The following is a 25,311-nucleotide window of genomic DNA, read 5'->3' as shown; positions in this document are numbered from 1 at the left end:
GGAGAGGTGTCAAAGGGTGTCATTGCGCGGTCTTGATGCGCGTCCACTCGGAGTTGTAGAGCTGCAGGTCGCGGCCCAGATCCTCGAAGATCTGCAGCTTGTCCATCACCTCTTGCGGCGGGTAGATCGTCGCGTTTCCGGCGATCGCCTCGGGGATCAGCTTCTGCGCGGGAAGGTTCGGCGTGCCGTTCATCTGCTGCTCGACGTTCAGCGCGGCCATCTCGGGACGCAGGTAGAACTCGAGGAACTTCTTCGCCGCGTCCTTGTTCGGCGCGGATTCCAGCACGCAGATGTCTTCTTGATAGAGCGTCGCGCCCTCTTCGGGGATGATATAGCCGATGGTGTCCGGGTTCTCCGACACGTAAAGGTTCGCGCCGACGTACCAATGCGCCGCCGCCACGTCGCCCGAGATCACCTGCGGCACCGAGTCATAGGTAAAGGCGGTGACGCCATCGAGATGCTCGATGATGTAATCCGCCGCCGCCTCGACCTCTGCCGGATCGGTGGAGTTCACCGAATTGCCGTTCATGATCAGGCCGATGCCAATGGTCTCGCGCAGATCGTCCAGCAGGGTGACCTTCTTGCCGCTCGCGCCGAGGGCGAAGAAGTCTTCCCAGCTCTTGATGTCGCCGGCGAGCTCTTTGTTGTAGACGATGCCGACGTTGCCCCATGCGTAGGGCAGGCAATATTCGGCGTCGGGGTCGGTCTTGGCACGGATGAACTGCGGGTCGATGTTCTCGAACCCCGGGGTCGAGCCGATGTCGGTTTTGGCCAGCAGGCCAAGCTGGAACATGATGTCGTGCATGTGCACCGAGGGGAAGACGATGTCATAGCCCGTCGCGCCGGCCTGAATCTTCGCCAGCATCTCTTCGTTCGAGCCGTAGCTGTCGAGCGTGACCTCGATCCCGGTCTCTTCGGTGAAAGCTTCGAGCACGGCGGGGTTGATGTAATCGCCCCAGTTGTAGAGCGACAACGTCTCGGCGGAGGCGGCGAGCGGTGCGAGGATCAGCGCCGTTGTTGCGGCAAGATGCATCTTTTTCATGGTTGGAGGACTCCCTGTCAGGCTGTTTTTCGGTTTTGCCTTGAGTCGCCAAAATGGTTCGATACTGTCATTTTCGTCAAATGTTAGTTTTCTGTCGTCAGGGAAATCGCCATGTCTCACGGGTTCGCCTCCTATGCCGAAGCGCCGGTCGATGAATTTGTAAGCAGGATGGAGGAAGGTCTGCCGACTCTGCCCAAGCAGGAGGCAAAGGTTGCGCAGTACTTTTTGCTCAACCTGAATTCGATCTCCTTCGAGACGGGCAAATCCATCGCGCAAAAGGCGGGTGTGGCCGAGATCACCGTAGGGCGCATGCTGCGCCGCTTTGGCTGCGCGGGGATGAAAGAGTTCAAGGCGATGCTGCGCCACCGCTATTCGGTCACCGGCGAGAGCCTCGCCGATGACAGCGGCGAGCTGCCCGAGGATTGGCAGGATCAGATGAACGCCGAGCTGCGCGCGGTCAGCACCGTCTACGCCAAGATCAACACGCCCGCCTTTGCGGCGGCAGAGCGCTATCTGCGAGAGGCGGAGGAGGTCTATGTCACCGGGTTCCAGACCGTGCGCGGACTGGCCGAAGACACCGCGCGGCGGCTGGCGCTGGCGCGGCCTCGGGTGCGTTTCCTGTCGGGCCACGACAGCATGCTCTCGGAATGGCTCGACCCGCCCGCGCCGGGGGGCAGTTGCCTGCTGATCATCGACGTCATCCCCTATGCCGCCGAATGCGAGACGCTGGCGCGGATGGCGCGCGAGCAGGGGCGCTCGGTGGTGGTGATCACCGACGAATATTGCCATTGGGCGCATGAGGTGACCGACGCGGTGATCAACACGCCTTCGAAGACCGGGCTGTTCCTCGAATCCATCCTCGGGCTCAACGCCGCGACGAGCCTTTTGGTGCACGCCACGGCGACGGCCTCGGGCGCGGACATGGACCAGCGGATGCGCGACTGGAAGCGGCTGGCGCATCGCATCGGGATTTTCTGACGCAGCGAAGATGGCGTAGCCGTGAGCGGGGCGCTGTTGACCATGGGCGTGCTGTCTGGCGATATGTCGGGCCAAGGAGGTCCGATGCGCCAGCTTTGCATCATGTTGCTCGTGGGATGGATGACCGTCCTTTTGGCGCCGGTTGCCGCGCAGGCGATGGGCGTGACCATGAGCCATTCCTCCGCCTGCAGCGAGTGCGCCCATCCGGACGGACGCGCGGGCACCAATGCGCATCACGACGAGCCCCCCTGCGCGGGCGCCTCGCCCTGTTGCGCGATGCTTGAGGCGTGGCAGGCCGCTGCCCCGCGCGTGGTGGCCGTCGGGCTGCCCGGCCACGGCGTGCCCACACCGCGCGTCCTGCGGGCCCATAGCGTCGCCACCGATCCGCCCCCTCCGCGCGCCTGACGAAAATGATCGCTGCCGGACTCGTCCGGCGCCACCATTTTCCGGATCGCCCGATGAGCAGGGACGATCCCAGTCAGGATAGCTTCAATGAAGACCAAACCCCTCATCGGCCTCGCGGCCGTCGCCCTTGCCGCAGTTGCGGGATGGGCCGTTTTTGTACCGCAAAAGACAGCGCCGGACGCGGCGGCGCAGACCGCGCCCGCCGAGGGCGCTCCGATCGCCGACGTGACGCTGCCTGCACGTTTGTCCGAGACCGCAAGCTTGGGCAAAACCGCCTTCGACGCGGTCTGCGCCGCCTGTCATGGCGAGAACGCCGCGGGCAAGCAGGGCTTCGGCCCGCCTCTGGTGCATAAGATTTACGAGCCCTCGCACCACGGCGATGCCGCCTTTCAGGTCGCCGCCGCGCAGGGCGTCCGGGCGCATCACTGGCGGTTCGGCAATATGCCTCCGCAGGACGGGGTGACAGCGGGCGACGTGACGGCGATCATCGCCTATGTCCGCGAATTGCAGCGCGCCAATGGGATCGAATGACATGACACTGATGATGTCTCGCCGCGCTGTCTGCGCGGGCCTTCTCGCGGCGCCATTGATCCGCCCCGGCAGAGCGGCGGCCAGCGCGCCCGCTCCGCTCACCGCGCGCACCGCGTCGGTGCAACTGGCGCCGCCGGGCTACGGCATGACCAAGGTCTGGAGCTACGACGGCAGTTTGCCCGGCCCGGTGCTGCGCGCGGCGCAGGGCGGGCGGCTGTCGCGGCGGCTGGTCAACGAGCTGGCGGTGCCGACATCGGTGCACTGGCACGGCATCCGCATCGACAACGCCATGGACGGCGTGGCGGGGCTCACGCAAGAGGCGGTGCCGCCCGGCGGAAGTTTCGACTATGACTTCGCGCTGCCGGACGCGGGCACCTATTGGTACCACGCCCACACCAACTCGATGGAGCAGGTGGCGCGCGGGCTCTCGGGCGCTCTGATCGTCGAGGAGGCGACGCCGCCGGATGTGGACGCGGATGAGATCCTGATGCTGGACGACTGGCTGATCGATCCAGACAGCGCGCAGTTCTACGCAGATTTCACCGCCCCGATGATGCGCAGCCATGCCGGGCGGATGGGCAATCTGATCGGGGTCAACGGGCGCTTTGATCACCGGCTGAAGGCCGGACAGAACGCGCGGCTGCGGCTGCGGCTGATCAACGCGGCCAACGCCCGCATCTTTGTGCTGCGGCTGCAGGGGATGGAGGGCTGGACGGTGGCGCTTGACGGCATGCCGCTGGCGTCGCCCGAACCGCTGGTCGAAGAGATCATTCTCGCTCCGGCGCAGCGCGTGGATCTGATCGTCGATGTCACCGCCGAAGCGGGCACGCCCGCAGGTCTGCTCTACGCGGCGGATGACGACAGCTGGCAGGCGCTGGTGGAACTGGAGGTCAGTGGGAGAGCCTCCGGCGCGCGCCGATCCGCGCCGCAGCCGCTGCCGCCCAACCCGCGTATGCAGATCGGGGGCCTTGAGGAGGCAACACGGCGCGAAATGCGCATGGAGGGCGGCGCGATGCGCGGCATGGCCTCGGGGCGTTTCGAGGGCCAGCAGATGGACTTTCAAGAGCTCATCCAGCGCGGCCAGTTCTGGGCGCTGGCCGGACAGGTGGGGCGGGGCGCAGATCCCTTTGCCCGCTATAGGCTTGGCGAGACGGCGCGCATCACCTTTGTCAACGACACGGTCTTTCCGCACGCCATGCATCTGCACGGCATGCATTTCCGCCAGTTGAGCGAGGGCGCCGCAGGGCCGATGCGCGACACGCTTCTGGTGATGCCGCAGCAGAGCGCCGAGATCGCCTTCGTCGCCGACAACCCCGGAAAATGGCTGCTGCATTGCCATATGCTGGGCCATGCGGCCTCGGGGATGACCAACTGGATCGAGGTGGTCTGACGCGGGCTGCGCGATGCCCGGATTGGCCGCCCGGCGACAGCATGCGCCACGTGTTGGCCCGGTTATGCGACCGGGCCGAGCGCCGCATCCAGCAGCAGTTCCGCCACCGGCGTGCCGACGCAGATCTCGCGCGGGGCGAGGCCCATCACCGCGCGCGGAATATCGGTGACCATCGGCAGCGCAGCCTCAAGCGGCAGGCCCACGTGCTGCACCAGATTGGCCAGATTGCCGCGCTGGTCCACATGCGCCCCGGCCAGCGCGCCCTCGGCATTGACCAGACGGCCGTCCTGCACGCGGATGTCCTGCCCATAGAGGCTGAAATGATCGGGCCCGCCGACCGTGGCCATGGCATCGCTCACCGCAAAGCAGCGGCCCGGCAGGGGGCGTGCGCGCAGCGCGATGCGCAGCATCTCCCACGAGACATGAACGCCGTCGCAGATCAGCCCGCACATCACCTCGGAGTCGATGGCCGCGCCAAGCAGCCCCGGCGCGCGCGAACTCATCTGGTCCATCGCGTTGTAAAGATGGGTCACACAGGACACCCCGCGCGCGAAGGCGGCCCGCGCCTCGGCGGCACTGGCGCTGCTGTGCCCGGCGCAGACCACGGCACCGCTGGCGATCAGCGCATCCAGAAGCGCCGGGTCGGCGCGTTCGGGGGCGAGGGTGATCATCACCGGCATCCCGGCAGCGCGCAGCCGTTCGACCAGCGTCACCGTCCGGCGATCGAGCGGGCGCAGATATTGTGCGGCATGGGTGCCGCGCCGCGCGGGTGAGAAATGCGGCCCTTCGATATGCAGGCCAAGAATGCCGGTTGCGCCATAGCAGGCCAGCGCGGCCTCGGCGGCGGCTTCGATCACCTCGGGCCGGTCGGTGATCACCGTGGGCAGGATGTCTCCGGTGCCAAGGCGGCGGTGCGCCTGCGCGATGCGCGCCAGCCCCTCGGGGCTGGGATCGCCGTTGACCATCGTGCCGCCGCCGCCGTTCACCTGCAGGTCGGTCAGCAGCGGCGCGGCCAGATGCACCTCCTGCGCCGGGGCGTCGCCGCGCGGACGGATGGCGGTGATCCGGCCCTCGGCGACCTCGAGTTCCTGCTCTGCAAGCAGCCTGCCAGCGCTCCACAGATGCCGTGCGGAGATCAGCCGCGGCGCGGCACTGGAGGGCGGGGTCATCCGGTTTGTCCTTCTGCGGCAGCGCGGGTGGCGGCTCAGTTGAGCAGACGCTCGATACGGCCACGCTTTTCGGCGTCATTGCCTTGGCCGTAAAGGATGGCGCGCAGCTTGCCCACTTTGGCAGGCGGCACCGTTTCGGGATCGAGGCCGGGCACCAGCGTGCGCAGCGTCTGCTGCTCGCCTTGGGTCAGGGTGACGGGCTTGCCGATGCTCATCGCAAGCAGCGGGCCAGAGGGCTCTGCTTGGTCTTGCGCCGCGGGGGCCGCGTCCCCCGGTTCCTGAAATACATCCGGCCCATGCGCCGCGTAAAGCGCTGTCGGGGCCGCAAGCGCCAGAAGCGCGGCGGCGGTCTTGAGCGGGGTCATGGCTCTCTCCCGTTGCTTTGGAACCAGAGGTCAGAGCATAGCGGCTCGCGCAGTGCGGGCAAGCGCATCCCCGCAACCTGTACTCACTCCGCCGTTATTTGGCAGGCGGTCCCGGCTGGCGCGCGCATTCGTGGAAGATGCGCTTGCTGCAGGTGGCGCAGATGTCGCCGTCGAGCTTGGGCACGATCAGCGCGATGGCGTCGCCTTTCGACAGGTGCAGCCGCTCTCTGCCAAGCTCGCGGACCACTTTGAAGCGCGCCAGTTTCGTCAGCGTGCGCGGCGTCTTGACCTGCAGGTGCAGCGCGCCGCCCATGCGCTCGCGCCGCCGCGCTTCATCAAGGATGAGATCGGCCCCGGCGAGATCGACGTCGCCGCCGCCCTTGACGATGAACAGCATGGTGCGCTGCAAGGGACGCTCGCGCTCGAGCCGCCGGAACTCGCGCCGCAGATATTCCACCGAGCCAAAGAACAGCGGCCCGTCGAGGCGGCAGACCATGAGTTGCGGGCATTCCTCCAGCCCGTTCGGCGCGGCGTGTTTGAACACTCGGCCGGGCGTCGAGGGATCGGGCGCGCCCTGTCCGAGGAAGGGCCGTGCGGCACCGCGCAGGAAGAACCCCAGCGACAGCAGGACGCCGACGTAGATCGCCGTCTCAAGGTTGACCAGCAGAACCGTGGCGAAGGTGACCCCGGCGATGATTGTCTCGGTCGAGGAGGAGGTGACAAGGTGCCGGATCTCGCGAAAGTCGATCAAGCGCCACGCCACCAGCATGATCACCCCGGCGATGCCGGGGATCGGCACCACGGCAAAGGCCGGGGCGACCAGCAGCAGAATGCCGAACAGGAAGACCGAAGAGAAGATCGCCGACAGCGGCGTGCGCGCCCCTGCGTCGTAGTTGATGCCCGAGCGGGTGAAGGAGGCCGAACTGGGGTAGCAGCGGAACAGGCTGCCGGTGACGTTGGACAGGCCCTGCGCGAGGAACTCGCGGTTGCCGTCGATCATCTGCCCCGAGCGCAGCGCCAGCGCCCGCGACACCGACAGCGCTTCGAGCAGGCCGACGATGGCGATGGCCATGGCACCGCCGCCGAACTCGCGCAGATCGCCGAGCGAGAGGTCGGGCACGTCCATGCTCGGCAGGATTTCTCCCAGCGGGCCAATGGTGGCGATGCCCGCCTCGGCGCCGCCAAGCGTGAGGCTGAGGCCCGTGGCAACGATCAGCGCGGCCAGATAGTTGGGCCAGAGCGGACGCCAGATCTTGATCGCCAGCCCGACGACAAAGGCCGAGAGCGCCACGATGAGCGCGTGCCAATCGGTGGCGAGCGCGGCCTCGGGGATGGCGCTGACGAAGGCGCCGAGATCGCTGGTCGAGGGCAGCGGCGCGCCCAGCACGTGGCGCAGCTGGCTCAGCGCGATGAGGATCGCGGCCCCGGTGACAAAGCCGGTCATCACCGAATGCGACACGAAATCCACCAGCGCCCCGAGCCGCGCCACGGCAAAGGCTAGCTGGATCAGCCCCACCATCAGGCACAGGGTGATCGCGGCGGTGACATACTCGGGCGAGCCCGGCAGGTAGCTCTCCGAGAGCGTCGCGAAGAGCATGATCGACAGCGCCGTGGTCGGCCCCGACACCGCGTGCCAGCTGGAGCCGAGCAGCGCCGCCACGAGGGTCGAAACCATCGCGGTGTAGAACCCGTATTCTGCGGGCAGCCCGGCGATGGCGGCAAAGGCGACGCCTTGCGGCAGGACCAGCGTCGCGCCGGTGAGGCCGGCCATCAGGTCGGCGCGCAGCGTGGCCTTGGTGGTCAGCCCGAACCAATCGGGAACCAAAGCGGCGGCGCGCGCCTGGAGGGCGCGCGGGGAGGGGCTTTCGCGGGTCATCGGATCAGGCTCAGACTTAGGCGCGGGCGACAGGCGCAGGGGCGGTTTCCGTATGCGCCAGTTCCGCCTGCATCAGCTGCTCCAGCAGACGTGCCTTCACCGGCGCGGCCTCGGGCGTGTCCCAAAGGTTGCGCAGCTCGTTCGGGTCGGCCTCAAGATCATAGAGCTCGCCCCAGCCCAGCCCTTGGAACACCGAGAGCCGGTAGCGCGCGTCGCGCAGGCTGTGCACATTGGGGCAGACGCCCAGCCCATCCATCTGCGCCTGATGCGCGTATTGGATCAGCACGCCCTCGGGGGCGGAGGTCTCGGACATCAGATCGCGCCCCTGCATGCCCCAAGCCTGTTCGATCTTCGCTCGTTCGAGGATCGTCGCCCCGATGTCCAGCGTCTGGCCGAGCCGGTCGCTGCGTGTGCCCTGATCGCCCTGCGGGTCGGCCCAGACGAAGGGCACGCGGGTGATCTGCTCGTATTGCTCGGAGCCTTTGAACAGCAGCCGGTGATCGCCGAGGTGATCGCCATGATCCGAGGTGAAGATGGTGACGGTCTCATCGCCGCGCCCGCTGGCCGCCAGCGCGCCTTGCACCCGGCCGACCGCGTCGTCGATCATGGTGATCATGCCGCAGGTCAGCGCCTGCGCCTCCTGCGCTTCGCGGGCCGAGCAGCCGATGGCGTTCATGCCCTGAAGGTTGGCCTTGCCGTCCTCGCGCGCGCCCAGCACGCCCGCCACATGCGGCGGCGGCGTCCAGTCGTTTGAGGTGAAAGCTTCGGGCGCCGGCCTGTCTTCGGGCTTGTACATGTCCCAATAGTCGCCGGGCGGGTTGAACGGATGATGCGGGTCGGGCCAGCTGACCATCAGGAAAAACGGCTTGTCGCTGTCCTTGCGCGCCTCCAGCCACGCGCTGGCGCGCTCGGCGATGTAGGAGGTGGAATAAAGCTCGGACGGGACCGCGGTGCGCACCGCCTGCGGGCAGGTGTAGTCATGCGGCAGTTGGTTCTTTGCGCCCATCTTGGCCCCGATGTCGGGATCGCGCTCCAGCGCCCAGCGGGTGTAATCGCCGCCCACGTGATCGCCGTGTCCGGTGACCAGTTCCACGTGGTTGAAGCCGTAGAAGGGCACCGGTACCGCGGGCATCTCGCCCGACCAAAAGTCGGGCTCTTCGACGTGATAGACCGGCGCGGCGAAATCATTGCGCACCGCCTCGCTCAGCTCTCCGTTGGCTTTGTAGTAGCCGGGGCGCGCCTCGGGCGGGGTCAGCACCGGGGCGATGCCGGTGAAGGTCTGCAGGTGGCTTTTGCCGATCAGCGCCGTGTCATAGCCCGCGTCGCGCAGCAACTCGACAAAGGTCACATTGCGCTGCGACAGCGGGATGCCGTTGAAGCGCACCCCGTGGCCCGAGGGCATGCGCCCGGTCATCAGGCTGGCGCGGTTGGGCATGCAGACCGGGCTCGCCACATAGAAGCGGTCGAAGGCGGTGCCGCGCGCGGCCATGGCGTCGATGTTCGGCGTGCGCACGATCGGGTGGCCGTAGCAGCCAAGGAAATCGGCGCGGTGCTGGTCCGTGATGAACAGGATGAAGCTGGGACGGTCGGACATCAGAGGGCCTCGGCGGTTTGAAGTTTCGCGGTGCGGCGCCAGACGGCGAGCGCGATGCCCAAGGCGAGCGCGGCAGCACCGGCGAGCACATAGGGCGACAGAAGGGTGGCGGCGCAGGCGAGGCGCAGCAGGCGCTCCCAGACCGGCAGGCGCTGCTTGTCAAAGCCGATGAGCGCGCTTGAGGCGAGATAGAGCGAGGCCGCCAGCGTCAGCAGCGAGAAGGCGACGAAGCCGAGCGAGGCACTGGCCGCGGCCTCGGTGCCCAGCAGCAGCGCCGGGTTGTAGACGAAGGCGAAGGGCACGAGAAAGATCATCGCGCCGATCCGCGTCGCCTCGACCGCCGTGCCGATGGGCTTGCCCTTCGAGATCGACGCCGCGGCATAGGCCGCGATGGCCACCGGCGGGGTGATCACCGACGCGACGCCGAAGAAGAACACGAACATATGCGCGGTCAGCAGCTCGACGCCAAAGCCGGTGAGCGTGGGGCCCATGACGGCGACGATGGCGATATAGGCCGGCAGCGTCGGCATCCCCATGCCCAGCACGATGCAGCCCGCGGCGGCGATCAGCAGGGCGGCCATCAGCGAGCTGCTCGCGGCATTGGCCAGCAGCACGGCAAATTTGGTCGGGATGCCGGTGGCGTTCAGCGTCGAGACCACGATGCCCACCATGGCGATGGCCAGCTGCGCGACGGTCTTGCCGCCCTCGGCCAGCGATTCCAGCAGCTTCCACGGCGCGCGGCGGATCTCGGGGTTGATGAAGCTCATCGGGATCAGCAGGAAGATCGCCGCGATGGAGGCCCCGGCGGGCGACAGGCCCGAGACCAGCAGCCAGACGATCAGCGCGATCGGGCCGAAGACCAGCGCGAGGTTGATCCAGTCCTGTCCGGCGGGCGGCTCGACCGCCTCGTCTTCTTCGCGCGCGGTGATGCCCAGCTTCTCGGCCTCGAAGAAGACCGCGAGGAACAGGCTGACGTAATAGGCGATGGCGGGGATCAGCACAGCAAGGATCACCGCGAGGTAGCTGACGCCGACGATATCGGCCATGACCAGCGCGGCAGCGCCCATGATCGGCGGCAGGATCTGCCCGCCGGTGGAGGCGGCGGCTTCGACCGCGCCCGCGAAGTTGCCGGAAAAGCCGCGGCGGCGGATCATCGGGATGGTGACTACGCCGGTGCCCACGACATTGGCGACGGCGCTGCCCGAGACGGTGCCGAAGAGCGCCGAGGCAGAGATCGCCGCATAGGCCGGGCCACCACGGAAGCGGCGCATCAGGTGGAACGAGATGCGGATCATCGAGCCGCCCGCGCCGCAACCTTCAAGCACCGCGCCGAGGATGATGAAGGGCAGCACAGTCGAGAGCACGATGCCCATGATATTGCCCAAGATGCCTTGGCTGGCGTCGTACCAGATGTTCTGGGCGATGAATTCATTCATGTCGCCGACGATGGTCTGGAAGACGCCGGGCCAGTAGGGGCCGGTGGCGAGATAGGCAAAGACCACGGCGCCGAGGATGGCGATGGGCGCGCCCCAGAGCCGCCAGCAGGCGATGATCGACAGCACGGCGGGGATCGCGGCCATCCATGCCTCGCGGGCCGAGAAGAACATGAAGCTGTCCTTCAGCACCATCGAGACCTGATAGTAGTCCCACGACACCCAGCTCATCAGCGCCAGCGCGATGGCGTAGCCGATCAGGTGGAAGACGGTGAGCTTGCCGTCGCGGGTCAGCCGCAGGGCGTCCCAGATCAGGAAGCTCAGGAAGCAGAGCCAATAGAACAGCGGCCGGAACCAGTCGAGCTCGAACGGCCCGACACGCGGCAGCACGCCATAGGTGGGCATCACGTTGGCAAGCCCGGCGAGGGCGATGACAAGACCAACGGCAAGACCTGCCCAGTGCAAGGCCTTCACCCTGCGTTCGATCGAAGATGTCATGAGGTTTCCTCCCGGCCCGGCGTGGGCCCTGCGCCGCGGCGGCGGCGGTGCCCCGGCCCATATGGGGGCCGGGTGCGGTTCATCTGCTCCGGCGGTCTGCCGGGGCCCGGATCACTCTGCCTTCAGCGCGTCCGGAATGGTGATGCCTTGCTCTTCGTAAAAACGCGCCGCGCCGGGGTGGACCGGCATATTGGCACCCGCGAAGGGCGCGTCGGTGTTCAGCCGCGTCAGTAGCGCGTTGGCCGATTTCATCGCATCGAGATTGTCGAAGAACGACTTGGTGAGCGCATAGGCCGCCTCGTCCGACAGGTCCTTGTTGGCGCCCATCATCATCACGGTGACCATGATGTTCTGGTCCTCGTCACCATTGACCTGGCCCTGATAGGTGCCCGCGGGAACCACATCGGTGCGCACCGCCTGATCGACGAGGTAGTCGGCCCAGCCGTCGCCCGATACGATGTCGTCGGCGACGCCGAGAATGCGGATCTCGCGCTGCAGGCTCAACTCCTGAACCGACTGCTGACCAACGGCGGCGGACATGATGTACATGTCAAACTGGCCATCCTGAAAGGCTTGGCTCGAGGCTTCCCACGGCAGGCGGATGCCTTCGTAATCGGTGCCATCCTCGAAACCGCCGCTGGCCTCGCGCACCATGCCGCGGGCCTGATTGGCCGCGGCTCCGGCGGGCGGGCCGACGTAGACGCGCTTGCCCTTGATGTCGTCCCAGCTTTCGATGCCGCTGTCGGCCCAGACGATGGGATGGAACGAGCCGCCGGGGAAGGTGAACAGCAGCCGCATGTTGCCAGAAAAGGCCTTGGCCTGATCGGCGGCGTTTGCATAAGGCCCGGCGCCGCGCGTCATCGCGCCATAGGCGGGCGGCGGCACCACCGCCAGATCAAGTTGACCGGCGCCGACCTTCATCGCCGAGCGCGTCAGCGCCTGACCGAGCGAGACCTGCAGATCATAGCCCGCGCCGCTGGTGAACTGCGCCCATGTCTGCGGCACGATGCCGGTGAGCGACGCGCTGCCGCCACCCTCAATGCTCAGCGTTTCGGCGCTCGCGGGAAGGCTGGCGCTCGCCAGCACAACCGCGGCCGTCATGTATTTAAGGGTGTGGAACATCCGCTCTCCTCCGGTTCGGAATTCTCTCCTCTGAGCGCTGACAATATATCATGCGCGCAGGGATGACCTATTCCTTCTCGGCCTCGATCATATCATTATTGGTATGAAGGGGGGCGCGGGACAGGCGCTCGCGGAACATGGTCTGCAACAGCCGCATCGCCGCGCCGTCCTGCACGCCGGGCAGGGTGGTCAGCCCCACGGGACCGTTGAGCGCGGCATCGCGGATCGGCAGAACCACCACCTCGCCTGCGGCGCGTGCATCGGCCACCAGCGCCTCGACGGTCACCACCACATGGCGCGAGGCGCGGATGGTCTTGTTGATGAAGCCCGCGTCGATCGATTCAATGTCGAAATCCGGGGCGACGAACCCGCTCTTGAACAAAAAGCGCTCCAGTTCCTGCCGGATAATCGTGCCGGGGATCGGCGCCAGCATCGGCTGCTCGAGCAGCGTCCGCAGATCGGCCCGCGCATCGCTTTGCGCCAGCGGATGCTCTGTGCCCACGGCAAAGACGATCGACTCGTCGTAGAGATGCTGAAAGCTCAGCCCATGCATCGCGGTGGAATTCGACAGCCGTCCGATCACCAAATCAAGCGCGCCCTGCCGCAACCGGGCCAGCAGATCGGCGTTGGAGCCAGAGACGACCCGCACCGTGGTGCGCGGATAAATCTCCTGAAAGTCCTCGATGATCGCAGGCAGGGTCAGGCCGCAGACGTTGGGCAGCGCGCCGATGCGCAAGAGCTCGCGCGCCCCGCCCATATCCTGCGTCGCCTGTAGCCCTTCGGTCAGCAGCGCCATCGCCGCTTCGGCAGCGTCGAACAGCTTGCGCCCATGCACAGTCAGCACCGCGCCGCGCTGCGAGCGGTCAAAAAGTACCACATCCAGCGTCGCCTCAAGCTCGCGGATCGAGCGCGAGACCGCCGGTTGCGTCAGCCCCAGCACGTCGGCCGCCGCCATGAAGCTGCCGTTCTGGGCAACCTCGATGAAGCAGCGGACCTGCCGAAAGCGGAGCTTGCTGAGAAGTCGTGCTGAGGTGTCGATCGCAGCTCTCCCAATTTTGCGCGCCCGTCTGATTTATCCTCAGGCGGGGCGCAAAGGCCATGGCGGAATGCACCGGCTGGCCTTTGGGAGTTTGCGGCGCGCCTCAGCAGAAGGCGTCGACGATCTCGTCCATGAAGGCAATGAAATCAAAATCCTCGACCACATCCAGCACCGACAGACCGTCCCAGCTGAAGTTCTCGCGCCGTTCGACGATGGTCTGCCCAAGGGTGATCGGGCTCATGCATTCGATCAGCACGCGCAGCGGCGTGATGCGCGTCCATTCCGGGTGCAGCACGGTGGCGATGGCGACGGAATCGATCAGCCCGCAATAGGTGCCATGGCCGCGCCGCTCGACAAAATCCGTGACCTCGCGCAGCAGCCGCGCCTCGGGGCGGGGCGAGGCGGCGAGGCGCGCGCGATGCGCCTCGGTGAGATGCAGCTCGCGCCGCGTGGTCACGTCGAGCCCGCAGGCGGTGAAGTTGAAGCCCGCTTCCAGAACCAGCCGCGCCGCTTCGGGATCGACATAGACGTTCCACTCGCTGGCGGGGTTGTCACCGGTGGCGCGCTCGGTGCCCGAGGCGTGCAGGCCGAAAGCGCCAAAGATCGCGGTCAGGCTTTTCACCTTCTTCGGCAGGTCCGGGTCCTTGATCAGCGCCAGCGCGATATTGGTCATCGGCCCCAGCGCGGCAATCTCAAGCTCGCCGGGGTGGGCGTTGGCTATCTCGATGATCAGATCGGCGGCAAAGCGCGGGTCGAGCGGGCGGCTGCTGACGGGCAGCGCCATCTCGGCCAGACCGTCCGAGCCGTGCGAGAAGGGATCGCGCGGGTAGGGGCGGGTCAGCGGCTTGAGCGGGCCCTGCGCCACGGGAATGCCCGGCGCGTCGATCAGGTCAAGCAGTTGGCGCGCATTGCGCGAACAGACGTCGGCGGTGAGATTGCCCGACACCGTGGTGATGGCCTTCAGGTCGAAGGCACCCGAGCGCAGCGCATAGGCGATGGCGACGGAATCGTCGATGCCGGGGTCGCAGTCGATCAGAAGGGGACGCATGTGAGCTCCAATAGGTATTAAACGTAATACCTCATATTTTCATTTTCCTCGGGACGCAATACTGTGGCCGCAGCACAAGGAGCCCTCATGCAAAGCCGACCCGATCCCGCGCTCGAGTTCCAACCGGTGAACCCCGACTCTCCGGTCCCCGCCTATCTGCAGGTGGAGGATGATCTGCGGCGCTCGATCCAAGGCGCCATGGCCCCCGAGGGCACGCGGCTGCCGCGCGAGATCGAACTGGCCGAGGCCTATGGCGTCAGCCGCGTCACCCTGCGCAATGCGCTGCGGCGGCTGGAAGAGGCGGGCTTTATCGAACGGGTGCACGGGCGCGGCACCATCGTGAAGGCGCAGCCCGCGCCGCTGGAGATCGACCTGACGCTGATGCAGCCGATCTGGCAGCAGATACAGGCGCAGGGCGAGCGCAGCGTGATCTCCTTCCTTTCCCGCGAATCCTGTGCTTTGCCCGCGTCCGTTGCCATGGCGCTCGGGCAGCCCGAAGGCGCGCAGGGCTTTCGGCTGGTGCGTCTCGTCTCGGCGGACATCCGGCCCTTGGTGATCAACACAAGCTGGCTGCCTGCCGCGCTGATGCCGGGTTTCGATCCGCACGCGCTGCTTAACAATTCGGTCTGGAGCACGCTGTCGGAGGCGTTCAAGCTGACGCCCTCGCGCTCGCGCAACCGCGTGGGGATGATCCAGCTTTCCAACGATCAGGCGGTTCTGCTGCAACGCCCGCTTGGCTCGCAGGGGATCGAGATGGAATCGATCACCTTCGACCAGCAGGAGCGCCCGATCGAACTGTCGCGCCTCGTCTGGGGCGATGCGGTGCGGCTGACGCTGAACTCGGCGCCCATGGGGCAGGGCTGACACAGGAAAGCTGCCGTCAGGGCGTTGACAAGGGCCAAGGGGTATTAATAGTAATACCTCACCAAAAGCCGCACTCACGGATTCACACGACAGGAGAGCCGGGACGCATCATGCGCGCCAGTCCGAGACATCATTCCAGCCTCTTCTGGTTCTGCCTGCCCGCGCTGCTCCTGTCGGTTTCGGTGATCGCGCTGCCGGCCATCGCGACCTATGCCATGTCGCTGACCGACTGGGATGGCGTGTCCGAGCCTTGGTACATCGGCTTTGAGAACTATCAGGACCTTTTCGCCGACCGCGCCTTCTGGAGCACGATGGTCAACAATGGCCGCTGGCTGATCATCTTTCTGACCATCCCCATGGCGCTGGCGCTGTTCGTCTCGGCGCTGCTGACCACGCGGCGCAAGGCGGCGGCGGTCTATCAGGCGATCTTTCTGCTGCCCTTTGTGATCTCTCCGGTCGCCAATGTCGGCATCTGGATGAATGTGATCCTCGACAACAACGCCGGGCTGCTGGGCTGGATCGACCGCAACATCACGCCCGTCGGCTACCCGCTCGGCGATCCGGATACCGCGCTCTATACCGTCGCGGCGGTGAATATCTGGAGCTTCTGGGGCTATCTGGCGGTGATCCTCTTTGCCGCCATGCGGCAGACGCCCGAAGACCAGCTCGAAGCGGCCTATCTCGAGGGCGCGAACGGCTGGCAGATCTTCCGCGAGGTGACGCTGCCCAACATCCTGCCGACCGTGGCGCTGCTGCTGGCGCTGGTGACCATCCTCAGCTTTCTGAACTTCGACTACGTGTTCCTGATGACCGGCGGCGGCCCGGCGGGCTCGACCGAGATGCTCTCGACGCTGGCTTATGGTTTTGCCTTCCGCACCTTCGAGGTCGGCAAGGCGGCAGCCGTGGCGGTGGTGATGAGCGGTTTCGGCATCCTTGCCTCTTTCGCCTACATCTTCGTCAGCCGGGAGGCGCTGAAATGAGCGCCGCGCACCCCCATATGCCGGGCCGTGCCGGGCGGCTCGCAGGGACCGTGATCCTGCTGCTGCTGGTGGCGGCGGTGCTCTTTCCGCTGGCGCTGATGGCGCTCAACGCGCTGAAAACCCATGCCGAAGTGGTCAGCAATCCGTTGGCGCTGCCGCAGAGCCCCAGCCTCGACGCTTTCGCCCGCGCATGGAGCACTGGCCAGTTCGGCCACGCGCTCATCAACTCGGTGATCATCACCGCCGTCACCGTCGCGCTGACCACCGGCACCGCCGCCATGGCGGCATGGCCGCTGGCGCGCAAGGCGGTGCGCGGCTGGCGGATCATCATGCTCTATTTCCTCGCCACGGTGGCGGTGCCGATCCAGCTGTTCCTGTTTCCGCTGTTCTTCGTCTACGCCAAGCTTGGCCTCGTCTCGAACCCGGTGGCGACGGCGGTGATCCTCTCGGCGGTGAACTTGCCGGTGGCGATCCTGCTGCTGCGCAGCTTCGCGCTGTCGATCCCCGCGGCGCTGGACGAGGCGGCCTATATGGAGGGCGCGGGCAACTGGCAGGTGTTTAGGCTGGTGATCCTGCCGCTGATGCGCCCGGGCCTTGTCACCGTGGCGATCCTCACCGGCTTTAACGCGTGGAACGAATATCTGATCACTCAGACCTTCCAGCAAAGCCAGTCGAGCTACACCGTCATGCTCGCCTTCCTGTCGATGAACAGCGAAATCGCCTCGGATAAATCGCTGATGATGGCGGGGGCGGTGATCGTCATCGCGCCGCTGCTCATCTTCTTCCTTCTCATGCAACGCCTGTTCGTCGACGGGGTCACCCGCGGCGCCGTCAAGGGATGACCCGCCCCATATGTCGCAGCTGACGCTCTCCGAGATCCGCAAATCCTATGGCGAGACGGAAGTGATCCGCGGCCTCGATCTCGCCGTCGAGGCGGGCGAATTCATTGTCTTCGTCGGCCCTTCGGGCTGTGGCAAGTCCACGCTGCTGCGCACCATCGCCGGGCTTGAGGGCATCGACACCGGCCGCATCGAGATCGCCGGGCGCGACGCCACGCGCCTGCCGCCGGTCGAGCGCAACGTGGCCATGGTGTTTCAGGGCTACGCGCTCTACCCGCATCTGACGGTGGCCGAGAACATCGCTTTCGGGCTGAAGATCCGCAATGTGCCAAAGCCGCAGCGCCGCGCCCGCGCCGAAGAGATTGCCCGCCTGCTGCGGCTCGAGCCCTATCTCGACCGCCGCCCCGCCGCACTTTCGGGCGGACAGCGGCAGCGCGTCGCCATCGGGCGCGCCTTGGCCCGCAGCCCCGAGATCTTCCTCTTTGACGAGCCGCTGTCGAACCTCGACGCGGAACTGCGCGTCGAGATGCGCATCGAGATCGCCCGGCTGCACCGCGAGCTTGGCAATACGATGATCTATGTCACCCATGATCAGACCGAGGCGATGACGCTGGCCGACCGCATCGTGGTGCTGAACGGCGGGCGGATCGAGCAGGTGGGCCGTCCGCTCGAGCTTTACAACGATCCGGCCAATGCCTTTGTCGCGGGCTTCATCGGCTCGCCCAAGATCAACCTCGTGGAGACTGGCCGCCTGCCGCTGCCGCAAGCGCCCGAGGCCGCCGCGCAGATCGGCATCCGTCCCGAACATCTGCGCATCGACCCCGAGGGGCCGATCGAGGCGGAGGTGCTCTTCACCGAGGATCTCGGCAACCTTGGCTTTTCCTATCTCGACGCGGGCGGCACCCGTCTTTGCGTCGAAACCCGTGGCGCGCGGCCCGCGCCGGGCGACAGGCTGCGCCTCTCGGCAGAACCCGCGCAGTGCCTTTGCTTCGATGCCCAAGGCCAGCGCCTGCGGCACCCGCAATAACCTCCTCCCAACACCTAACCTCCCAACAGGACCCCTCCTATGACCCGCTCCACCCGTTTTGCCCTTCTGGCCACGACCGTCGCCCTGCTGCCGCTGCAGGCGGCGGCGCGCGAGACCGTCACGCTCTGGTTCTGGGGCGCGTCCCCCGAGTACCGCGAGGCGCTGGAAACCACGCTGGTCCAGCCCTTCCACGACGCGCAGGACACCTATGATCTGGTGATCGAATACAAGAACGACGTCGACAATGATGTGCGCGTTTCGGTCATGGCGGGCGAAGGGCCGGACATCGTCTACACCTCGGGTCCGTCGTGGGTCTCGCCGCTGGCCAAAGCGGGCAAGCTTGCCGACCTCAGCGACTACGCCGAGAAATTCGGCTGGAACGACCGTATCGTCGCGCCGTCGATGCAGGCCTGCACCCAGCAGGGCGGCCTTTATTGCATGACGCCGTCGCTGGTCTCGGACGGCATGTTCTACAACGCCAAAGTGCTCGAAGAGAACGGCTGGGAGGTTCCCAAGACCGGCGCAGAGCTCGAAGAGATCATGAAGGCCGCGCAGGAAAAGGGCATGTATGCCTCTGCCGTCGGCAACAATGGCTGGCAGCCGATCAACGAGAACTATTCCTCGACCTTCATCAACCAGTTCGTGCCGCCCGCCGAGCTTGAAAAGATGCTCACCGGCGAGGCCAGCTTCGACAGCCCCGAGATGCTGGCGGCGATGGAAGAGCTGAACCGCTACTACAAAGCGGGCTATCTGGGCGGCGACGACTATTTCTCGCTCAACTTCGACAGCTCGATCTCGGCGCTGGCCGAAGAGAAGACGCCGTTCTTCTTCGCGCCCTCCTTCGCGTTCCAATGGGCGATGAGCTATTTCACCGGCGACAAGGCCGATGACATCGGTTGGGCCGCCTTCCCGCAGCTGTCGGACGCCGTGGCTTACCCGAACTACTCGGTCGGCGCGGCCTTCGCGCTGTCGGTCAACGCCAACTCGGATGTGATCGACGGCGCGGCAGAGGTGCTCGACATGATCATGTCCAAGCGTTTCGCCGCCGATATCGCCACGGTCTGGCCGGGCTACTGGTCGATCCCGCTGCAGGACTTCCCCAGCGCCCCCGAGGCGACCGGCGTTGTGAAAGCCTATTTCGACGCGGCAACCGCCGTGTCGGGCGCCGTGGCCGACGGTCGTTTCGGCTACAAGGTGCAGACCTTCTTCCCCGCCAAGACCACCGATGTGCTGGTCAAGGACGTCGAGGCGATGTGGCTCGACAAAGAGACCCCCGAAGCGGTTGTCGCCACCACTGCCAAGACCTTCGACCGCGAGCTCAAGCGCGGCCTCGTGCAGCAGATCCCGGCGCAGCAGTAACCCTGCATTTTCGCTCGACAGGAAAGGGCTCCGCCACGGCGGGGCCCTTTTCGCGTCAAGTGGCGGGGTCTTCGATCAGCAACAGCTCGGCGGTGATGCAGATGCGGTTCTCATGCGGGCGCAGCACGCCGCTCATTGGCGTGCCGTCAAACCCCACCGAAGCGGCGTTGAGAATGGCGCTCTCGCCGGTCAGCCGCCCGGCACGCAGCAGCATCTCGGTGGCGTAACTCTCCAGCGTGCCGGTCTCGAACCGTGTGTTCACCAGACTGCCGATCCCTTCGATCCGCGCCCGCTCCATCCCGCCCGCAAGTTGCGGAAGCAGGCTGTGCGGATCCTCATTGGGGCGCAGGGTGCACAGCAGGGCCGGGTGCCCGCTGCCTGCCTCAGCCACCGCGCGCGGCGCAAACAGATCAAAGCCGGTCTCGGCGTCCGGCGTCACCTCCAGCGCCGCGCCGGTGAAGCCCCAGCCGCTCATCGTCACCGCCTCTGTCAGTGCCGACTCCGCCGCCAGAAGATGGCCCATGCGCAGCGGGCCACCCGCGCCGGACCACAGCCCGTGGCAATGGAGGAAGGGCGCGCCGTCTTTCATGCCCAGATGCAGCCCGGCCTCTGCGATCTCGGCGCGCTCCAGCACATAGGTCTTGCTGTACCACGCCGCCCGCCCGTCGCCGGGCGCGGGGGCGGGGATCACATAGGTCAGCCGCTCGAACGCGATGTCCGCAAGCCGCAGATAGCCCGCCGAGAACCCGGCCTCGGCAAAGCCCTGCACCACCGCCCGCTCAAAGCTCTGCCCCGCCGCGAGCCGGATCTCCACCGGCTGCGCGCGACAGGGCAGCGCGGCAAAACGCGCCTCGGCGCGCGGGCCGGGATGGCTGAGAAGTTGCAGCGTGCTCATCGTGCCGAAGCCTTCCGGGGCTCTGGCTCAGGCTCGTGCCCAGGCTCGTAACCGGGCAGATCGCCGCGCGCGAGCAGCTCTTCGCGGATCATCTTCTTGGTGATCTTGCCATAGGCGCTCTTCGGCATCTCCTGCCAGAACACCACATGGCGCGGCAGCTTGTAGCGGGCGATCTTCGGCCCCAGCCAGTCGAGCAGCGCCTCGGGCGCCACGCCCGCGCCGCGCGCCACGCAGACCGCGACGCCGATCTCGCCCCACACCGGGTCGGGCATGCCGAGCACGGCCACCTCGGATATCTCGGGGTGCAGCAGGATCTTCTCTTCGATCTCGCGCGGATAGATGTTGGATCCGCCCGAGATATACATGTCCGAGGCGCGGCCGGTCAGATAAACGAAGCCCTCGGCATCCATATGGCCCAGATCGCCAGTGAGGAACCAGCCGCCCCGAAAGCTCTTGGCGTTGGCCTCGGGGTTGTCGAAATAGCCCGCAAAGACCGCAGGGCCGATCACGGCGATCTCGCCGGTCTCGCCGGGTGCGACCTCATTCCCCTCGGCGTCCTGTATTTGCACCTGCATGCCGGTGCGGGCAAAGCCGCAGGAGCCAATGCGCATCGCGGCATCGTCCACCGTGTGATGCGCGGGCGGCAGCACGGTGATATTGCCGGTGACCTCGCCGAGCCCGAAATATTGCACCAGCTTCGGCCCCAACACCTCTAGCGCGCGGACCTGATCGGCGCGATACATCGGCGCGCCCGCGTAGATCATGTAGCGCAGGCTCGAATGATCATGGTCGTGCACCGACGGGTGCTCGACCAGCAGCTTGACGATGGTCGGCACGGTGAAGAGGTTGGTCACCTTCCATTTGGCCACCAGCCCCCAGATCTCATCGGGGTCGAACTTGGCCCCTGCGGGCAGGATGGTCTTCACCCCATGCGCCACCTGCGCGAGCTGGTGGATGCCCGCGCCATGCGACAGCGGCGCCACGACGATCGAGGCATCCTCGGGCCCGGTGCCGGGCATCAGGTCGCACAGGTGGTTGGTGACGACAAACGCCATCTGGCCGTGGGTTAGCACCGCCGCCTTGGGCCGCCCGGTGGTGCCGGAGGTGAAGAAGAACCAGCACGGATCGTCGCGCTGCACCTCCGCCTGCGGCGGGCGCTGGCCGAGGTGGTCGGCGACCAGCGTCTCATAATCCTCGCCGAGACCCTCCCCAATGCCGATGGTAAAGCCAAGGCCCGCGCAGGCCGCCGCATGCTCGGGGAAGCTGGCCTCGCAGAGCATGCCCTTGGCCTGCGAGCTTTGCGCAAGAAAGGCGATATCCTCGGGCGACTGGCGGAAGTTGGCGGGCACCCAGACCGCGCCGATGCGCCAGCAGGCGAACATCGCCTCGAACATCTGGTTGTTGTTGGCCGATTGCACCAGCAGCCGGTCGCCCTTCTTCAGGCCGAACTTGCCCTGCAGCGCCGCGGCGAAGGCGGCTGAGCGCGCCTCCATCTCGGCCCATGTCCATGTCTGCGCGCCCCAGACGAAGCCCACGTCCTGCGGGTGGCGCCGGGCGCTTTCGGTGAGGAAGTTGGCAAGGTTCATCACCCGCGTCGAGACGGGGGGCAGTCCGCCAGAGAGGTCGATGGCGGCGGCGCTCATTTCACCCGCTCCAGGATCGACACGTAGTTGGTCACCGCCGCGCCGCCCATGTTGAACACGCCCGCGATCTCGGCGCCGGGGATCTGCATCTCGCCCGCGTCCCCGGCAAGCTGCATTGCCGCCATCACGTGCAGCGACACGCCGGTGGCGCCGATGGGATGGCCCTTGGACTTCAGCCCGCCCGAGGCGTTGACCGGCAGCTTGCCGTCCTTGGCGGTAATGCCCTCGCGGATCACCCGCCCGCCGTCGCCGCGCTCGGCAAGGCCCATCGCCTCATACTCCAGCATCTCGGCGATGGTGAAACAATCGTGGGTCTCGACCAGCGACAGATCGTCGAGGCTCAGCCCCGAGGTCTCGAAGGCCTGCGCCCATGCGCGGCGGGCACCGGCAAACTCCAGCACGTCGCGGCGCGACAGCGCCATGATCTCGTTGACGTGGCTGCGGGCGCGGAAGGCGATGGCGCGCTGCATCTCTGCCGCAGTTTCGGCATCGGCGAGCACCAGCACCGCCGCCCCGTCCGAGACCAGCGAGCAGTCGGTGCGCCGCAGCGGCCCCGCAACGATCGGGTTCTTGTCCGACACCGTGTTGCAAAAGGCGGTGCCAAAATCCTTGCGCATATGCGCCAGCGGGTTGGCCATGCCGTTCGAATGGTTCTTGGCGGCGATCATCGCCAGCTCTTCGCTCTTGTCGCCGTAGCGCTGGAAATAGCTGCCCGCGATCTGCCCGAAGAGCCCGGCGAAGCCGCCGCTGATGTCCGCCTCTTCCTTGCAATAGCTGGCGCCCAGAAGGATATCGCCGACCTCTGCCGTGGGGGTGGCGGTCATCTTCTCGGCGCCCACCACCAGCGCGATGCGGCCGCGACCGGCGGCGATGAAATCCATCGCGCCATGCAGCGCCGCCGAGCCGGTGGCGCAGGCGTTCTCGTAGCGGGTGGCGGGGGTGTGGGCGAAACGCGCGTCGCCCATGGCCACCAGCGCGCCCTGAAAATCCTGCTGCGAAAAGCCGTTGTTGAACACGCCGGTGAAAATGCCGTCGACGTCCTCGGGGGTGATCCCGGCGTGCTCCAGCGCCTCGCTGACGGCGGCGGCCATCAGGCTTTCGGTGTCGGGGTGCTCGGATTTGCCGAAGGGCGTGTGGCCCCAACCGACGATCTGTGGGTCTCGCATGTTGTCCTCCTCAAATGCGGGTGCGCGCGGCGTAGAGCTGCGCGAGCGTGCCTTCTATCTCCTGCGCCGCCGCCTTGAGCTGCGCCACAAGCTCCTCTCGGCGCGGCTGCTGCATGCGGCTTTCGATGGCGGCCAGCGACAGCGCGCCAGCCAATGCACCGTCCGGGCGGCGCAGGGCGACGCCCATGCCCCATGAGTCGGGGAACACCAGACCGGGGTTCAGCGCGTAGCCCTTGGCCCGTGTCTCGGCGACTCGGGCGCGAATCTGCTCCGGCGGCAGGCCGGGGTAGTCTTCCTCGAGCCGCGCGGCATTGGCGGCCAGCGCCGCCTCGACCTCGGCATCGGGCAGCGAGGCCAGCATCGCTAGCGAGCCCGCGCCAACGCCTAGAGGGTGCAGCCGCCCGGTCATCAGCGCGTAGGTGCGGATCGGATAGGTGCCCTCTTCGCGGTGCAGGCAGAGAGAAGAAAAGCCGCGCCGGATCGACAGGAAGGCAGCGTCCCCGGTCTCTTGCGCCAGCCGCGCGAGGGTTTCGAACGACAGCTCCAGCAACCCGTGGCGATGCGCGGCGAAGGTCCCGAGAATATAGGATTCTTCGCCGAGGAAGTAGCGGCGGCTCTCCTCGTTCTGCTCGACCATGCCGTTGCGGATCAGCGCCAGCATCAGCCGCCGCACGGTGGGCTTGTTGAGCCCCGACTCCGCGACCAGCTCGCCAAGGCTCGCGCCGTCGAGCGGGCGACGTCCGACCATGCCGAGCAGCGCCAGCGCGCGGTCAACGCTTTGGCTGCCTGCGAGTGCGCCGGTATCTGCCTTCACCTGTTCCATAATGTGGACCTGTTTTGGTCCGCCTCCTCCCGCGAGACTTCGCAAAGTTGCCCCGCAATATTTTGTTCCTTTCACAATATTGCAAGTTCTTCTTGTCCGTGGCAATGAAACTGTTCCATGATGTGGATCGCAACGCAGGGCAGGGAGGCCGTGCGGGGCGGGGGCCGGTGCCGGTCCGAACTCTGGGAGGACAGAATGACATTTGCGAAACTGGGCAGCACTGCCCTGGCAACCGTGCTTGCGGGCGCGATGATGGTCGGCGCGGCTGCCGCAGAAACCCTGCGCCTGTCGCACAACACCGGCGACACCACGACCTGGCACAAAGGGTCCGAGAAATTCGCCGAACTGCTCTCCGAGGCGACCGGCGGCGATCTGTCGGTGCGTGTCTTCCCCAATGCGCAGCTTGCCGGTGGCGACCAGATGCGTCAGGCCGAGATGGTCGGCCGCGGTGCGCTCGATCTCGTGGTAACCTCGGCGATCAATGTGACCCCGCTGGTGCCCGAGATGGCGGCCTTCTCGCTGCCCTATCTCTATGCCGATTACGCGCAGGTTGATGCCACCACGCAGGGCGAGCCCGGCGCGAAGCTGGCCGAGATCCTCAAGGGCAAGGGCATCATCGTTCTGGCATGGGGCGAGAACGGCTTCCGCGAGGTGACCAACAACACCCGCCCGGTGAAGACCCCCGAGGACATGAAGGGCCTCAACATGCGCGTCGCGGGCCCGATGTATATCGACGTGATGAACGCGCTTGGCGCCAACCCGCAGCAGATGCAGTGGGGCGAGACGATGACCGCGCTGCAGCAGGGCGTTGTCGACGGTCAGGAAAACCCGATTGGCGCGGTGATCATCCCGCAGCAGGTCTATGAGGTGCAGAAGTACCTGACCACATGGCATTATTCCTACGACCCGATCTTCATCGGCATCAGCCAGAAGAAATGGGACAGCTATGACGCCGACACGCAGGCCAAGCTGCAGGCCGCCGCGACCGAGGCGATGAGCTACCAGCGCGAGATCAGCCGCGAGGCCACCGCCTCGGGCATCGATTTCCTGCGCGAGAAGGGCATGGAGGTCTATGAGCCGTCGGCCGAGGAACTCGCCGCCTTCAAGGACGCCACCCAGCCCGCCTTTGACGAATGGGCAGACAAGGTCGGCCCCGAGCTGGTGCAGAGCTTCCAGACCGCCATCGACGGCGCGAAGTAACCCCCGAAAAACGGCGTGTCCCCGC

23 protein-coding genes are annotated in these 25,311 nt (G+C 66.5%); 10 read left to right on the top strand and 13 right to left on the bottom strand.

The features are described 5' to 3' along the window. Positions 1-19 precede the first annotated feature (19 nt). On the bottom strand, positions 20-1,042 hold the full coding sequence (locus G0A00_RS12390) for a PotD/PotF family extracellular solute-binding protein (RefSeq protein ID WP_164181424.1): 1,023 nt from the start codon (positions 1,040-1,042) through the stop codon (positions 20-22). A 111-nt stretch (positions 1,043-1,153) separates the two neighbouring features. Between G0A00_RS12390 and G0A00_RS12385 the strand changes: the two genes are divergently transcribed. The 4 genes from G0A00_RS12385 (at position 1,154) to G0A00_RS12370 (ending at position 4,346) form a co-directional block, all read left to right on the top strand. Next, positions 1,154-2,020, top strand: coding sequence for a MurR/RpiR family transcriptional regulator (locus tag G0A00_RS12385; RefSeq protein WP_164181426.1), 867 nt, complete (start codon positions 1,154-1,156; stop codon positions 2,018-2,020). Between the two features lie 21 nt (positions 2,021-2,041). After that, positions 2,042-2,425, top strand: coding sequence for a hypothetical protein (locus tag G0A00_RS12380; RefSeq protein WP_164181428.1), 384 nt, complete (start codon positions 2,042-2,044; stop codon positions 2,423-2,425). 87 nt (positions 2,426-2,512) lie between these two features. Beyond that, complete coding sequence (locus G0A00_RS12375; RefSeq protein ID WP_164181430.1) at positions 2,513-2,956, top strand: cytochrome c; 444 nt, start codon at positions 2,513-2,515, stop codon at positions 2,954-2,956. A 1-nt stretch (position 2,957) separates the two neighbouring features. After that, positions 2,958-4,346, top strand: a complete 1,389-nt coding sequence (locus G0A00_RS12370; protein WP_235953032.1) for a multicopper oxidase family protein — start codon at positions 2,958-2,960, stop codon at positions 4,344-4,346. A 62-nt stretch (positions 4,347-4,408) separates the two neighbouring features. Here the strand turns inward: G0A00_RS12370 and G0A00_RS12365 are convergent, their stop codons facing one another. The 8 genes from G0A00_RS12365 to G0A00_RS12330 all read right to left on the bottom strand — a co-directional run bounded on the left by G0A00_RS12365 (position 4,409) and on the right by G0A00_RS12330 (position 14,490). After that, positions 4,409-5,515 (bottom strand): N-acetylglucosamine-6-phosphate deacetylase, encoded by a 1,107-nt coding sequence (locus G0A00_RS12365; protein ID WP_164181432.1) that lies wholly within the window; start codon positions 5,513-5,515, stop codon positions 4,409-4,411. A gap of 35 nt (positions 5,516-5,550) precedes the next feature. Then, a complete protein-coding gene (locus tag G0A00_RS12360; protein WP_164181434.1) occupies positions 5,551-5,880 on the bottom strand; it encodes a hypothetical protein in 330 nt (109 codons plus the stop codon). Between the two features lie 94 nt (positions 5,881-5,974). Then, complete coding sequence (locus G0A00_RS12355) at positions 5,975-7,756, bottom strand: SulP family inorganic anion transporter (protein ID WP_164181436.1); 1,782 nt, start codon at positions 7,754-7,756, stop codon at positions 5,975-5,977. A 16-nt stretch (positions 7,757-7,772) separates the two neighbouring features. Further along, positions 7,773-9,350, bottom strand: a complete 1,578-nt coding sequence (locus tag G0A00_RS12350; RefSeq protein ID WP_164181438.1) for a sulfatase — start codon at positions 9,348-9,350, stop codon at positions 7,773-7,775. Next, on the bottom strand, positions 9,350-11,281 hold the full coding sequence (locus G0A00_RS12345) for a TRAP transporter fused permease subunit (protein WP_164181440.1): 1,932 nt from the start codon (positions 11,279-11,281) through the stop codon (positions 9,350-9,352). Before G0A00_RS12345 ends, G0A00_RS12350 begins: the two co-directional genes overlap by 1 nt. A 111-nt stretch (positions 11,282-11,392) precedes the next feature. Beyond that, positions 11,393-12,403, bottom strand: a complete 1,011-nt coding sequence (locus tag G0A00_RS12340; protein WP_203595361.1) for a TAXI family TRAP transporter solute-binding subunit — start codon at positions 12,401-12,403, stop codon at positions 11,393-11,395. A gap of 67 nt (positions 12,404-12,470) precedes the next feature. Continuing rightward, entirely contained in the window at positions 12,471-13,442 is a 972-nt protein-coding gene (locus G0A00_RS12335; RefSeq protein WP_368667699.1) for a LysR substrate-binding domain-containing protein, read from the bottom strand. Positions 13,443-13,545: 103 nt separating this feature from the next. Then, positions 13,546-14,490 carry a nucleoside hydrolase gene (locus G0A00_RS12330; RefSeq protein WP_164181444.1) on the bottom strand — a complete coding sequence of 315 codons (945 nt, stop codon included), beginning with the start codon at positions 14,488-14,490 and terminating at the stop codon, positions 13,546-13,548. A gap of 87 nt (positions 14,491-14,577) precedes the next feature. On the opposite strand from G0A00_RS12330, the gene G0A00_RS12325 reads away from it, so the two are divergent. From G0A00_RS12325 to G0A00_RS12305, 5 genes are all read left to right on the top strand, one after another. Beyond that, positions 14,578-15,354, top strand: coding sequence for a GntR family transcriptional regulator (locus tag G0A00_RS12325; protein WP_164181446.1), 777 nt, complete (start codon positions 14,578-14,580; stop codon positions 15,352-15,354). Positions 15,355-15,464: 110 nt separating this feature from the next. Next, positions 15,465-16,334: a carbohydrate ABC transporter permease gene (locus tag G0A00_RS12320; protein WP_164181448.1), complete on the top strand. Its 870-nt coding sequence runs from the start codon at positions 15,465-15,467 to the stop codon at positions 16,332-16,334. Then, entirely contained in the window at positions 16,331-17,176 is an 846-nt protein-coding gene (locus G0A00_RS12315) for a carbohydrate ABC transporter permease (RefSeq protein ID WP_164181450.1), read from the top strand. Before G0A00_RS12320 ends, G0A00_RS12315 begins: the two co-directional genes overlap by 4 nt. A 10-nt stretch (positions 17,177-17,186) precedes the next feature. Next, on the top strand, positions 17,187-18,200 hold the full coding sequence (locus G0A00_RS12310; RefSeq protein ID WP_164181452.1) for an ABC transporter ATP-binding protein: 1,014 nt from the start codon (positions 17,187-17,189) through the stop codon (positions 18,198-18,200). A 39-nt stretch (positions 18,201-18,239) separates the two neighbouring features. After that, on the top strand, positions 18,240-19,559 hold the full coding sequence (locus tag G0A00_RS12305; protein WP_164181454.1) for an ABC transporter substrate-binding protein: 1,320 nt from the start codon (positions 18,240-18,242) through the stop codon (positions 19,557-19,559). Between the two features lie 55 nt (positions 19,560-19,614). On the opposite strand, the gene G0A00_RS12300 is transcribed toward G0A00_RS12305, so the two are convergent. From G0A00_RS12300 to G0A00_RS12285, 4 genes are read right to left on the bottom strand one after another with little or no spacing between them, the layout of a single operon-like run. Next, positions 19,615-20,454 (bottom strand): DUF296 domain-containing protein, encoded by an 840-nt coding sequence (locus G0A00_RS12300; protein ID WP_164181456.1) that lies wholly within the window; start codon positions 20,452-20,454, stop codon positions 19,615-19,617. Beyond that, complete coding sequence (locus G0A00_RS12295) at positions 20,451-22,097, bottom strand: acyl-CoA synthetase (RefSeq protein WP_164181457.1); 1,647 nt, start codon at positions 22,095-22,097, stop codon at positions 20,451-20,453. The genes G0A00_RS12300 and G0A00_RS12295 overlap by 4 nt, the downstream gene beginning before the upstream one ends. Then, on the bottom strand, positions 22,094-23,263 hold the full coding sequence (locus G0A00_RS12290; protein WP_164181459.1) for an acetyl-CoA acetyltransferase: 1,170 nt from the start codon (positions 23,261-23,263) through the stop codon (positions 22,094-22,096). The genes G0A00_RS12295 and G0A00_RS12290 overlap by 4 nt, the downstream gene beginning before the upstream one ends. A gap of 10 nt (positions 23,264-23,273) precedes the next feature. Continuing rightward, positions 23,274-24,086, bottom strand: coding sequence for an IclR family transcriptional regulator (locus G0A00_RS12285; RefSeq protein WP_164181462.1), 813 nt, complete (start codon positions 24,084-24,086; stop codon positions 23,274-23,276). Between the two features lie 195 nt (positions 24,087-24,281). Between G0A00_RS12285 and G0A00_RS12280 the strand changes: the two genes are divergently transcribed. Next, positions 24,282-25,286 carry a DctP family TRAP transporter solute-binding subunit gene (locus G0A00_RS12280; protein WP_164181464.1) on the top strand — a complete coding sequence of 335 codons (1,005 nt, stop codon included), beginning with the start codon at positions 24,282-24,284 and terminating at the stop codon, positions 25,284-25,286. Positions 25,287-25,311: the final 25 nt, after the last annotated feature.

Source organism: Salipiger sp. PrR002 (assembly GCF_010500775.1).
In the GTDB taxonomy this organism is placed as follows: Bacteria; Pseudomonadota; Alphaproteobacteria; order Rhodobacterales; family Rhodobacteraceae; genus Salipiger.
This window is presented reverse-complemented; position numbering and strand designations above follow the sequence as displayed.